Here is a 1,201-nt window from a genome sequence, read left to right as displayed (position 1 = left end):
CCCTGGGCAAGCTCGGTCGTGTAGCGGACGAACTGCTCGGGCAGCGACTTGTCGAGCCCCAGCTTGTGGCGGATCTGCTCGATCGCCTCTTTGCTGGCGGCGGGCCCCGCGAAGTAAGCGGCCGGATCGCCGGGCAGGGCGCGCGTCAGCAGGAATGTCACGATCACCACCCCGATCAGACTCGGGATCGCGAACATCAGCCGTTTGGCGATCAGGGTGAGCATGCGGTCATACCCTTAGTGATTAGCGCGAAGGGGAACGGAGCTGATACGCTTCGCGGCCTGCTCCCCTCCCCCTTGCGGGGAGGGGTCGGGGGCCGCGAGCACAGTGCGCGCATCGCCTCCACCCCGACTCTCTCCCGCAAGCGGGAGAGGGAGAGGAGGGGCGTCGTGCCCACGCTCAGCTCTTCACCATCGACCGGTAGTCGAGCCGGCGGTGGAACCAGTACTGGAAGCCGCTGACGTTCTTCTGCATCGCGACGTTGAGATAGGGCTGGTACAGCGGGATGCGTGGGATGTCCTTGAAGGCCAGGTCGACGAAGCCCTTGACGTCGCTGTCGTAGGCCGCGGTGTCGTGGGTCGCGGCGGCGGTGCGAGCGCCGTCGATCAGCTTGTCCATCTCCGGCGAATTGTACGCCATGGTGTTGAACACCGAATTGCCCGAGTGGTAGCACCAATAGAAGAAGTATTCGGGGTAATCGAGCCATCCCGAGAAGATGTTGACGTAGAGCGGCATCACCTTCTTGTTCAGCTCGGTGCGCCAGTTGGCACCCGGGATCTTGTTGATGGTGCACTTGATGCCGATCTGCGCCAGGCTCTCCTGGATCAGGATGCACATCGGCTCGTTGACGCCGGCGGAGCCGAGATCGAACGACAGCGTGGTCTCGAAGCCGTCTGCATGGCCGGCCTCGGCCATCAGCGCCTTGGCCTTGGCGATGTCGGTGTTGTACTTGGTCGGCTGCGGCCACTTCACCTCGGTGGCCTTGTCGGCGGCGGCGCCGAACATTGGATTGGCGAGGCCGAACATCACCGCATCGACGATCTTCTGATACGGCACCGCATAGGCGACCGCCTCACGAACCTTCGGATTGTCGAACGGCGGCCTGCTGACGTTCATGCCGAGATACTGGATGCCGTTTGAGATCGGCAGCGAGATCACCTTGACCTTGCCGTCGCGAGTCATCTCGGCGAAGTCCTGGTTC

The 1,201-nt window shown here is 63.3% G+C and carries 1 protein-coding gene and 1 pseudogene; both read right to left on the bottom strand.

Annotated features, from left to right (window positions below):
* Positions 1-224 (bottom strand): annotated as a pseudogene (locus I5M_RS12205) (ABC transporter permease); the annotation flags it as partial.
* A 175-nt stretch (positions 225-399) separates the two neighbouring features.
* Positions 400-1,201: ABC transporter substrate-binding protein (locus I5M_RS12200; RefSeq protein ID WP_022721665.1), on the bottom strand; the 802-nt coding region annotated here is incomplete at its 5' end.

Origin of the sequence: Rhodopseudomonas sp. B29 (assembly GCF_000333455.1) — a bacterium.
In the GTDB taxonomy this organism is placed as follows: domain Bacteria; phylum Pseudomonadota; class Alphaproteobacteria; order Rhizobiales; family Xanthobacteraceae; genus Rhodopseudomonas.
This window is presented reverse-complemented; position numbering and strand designations above follow the sequence as displayed.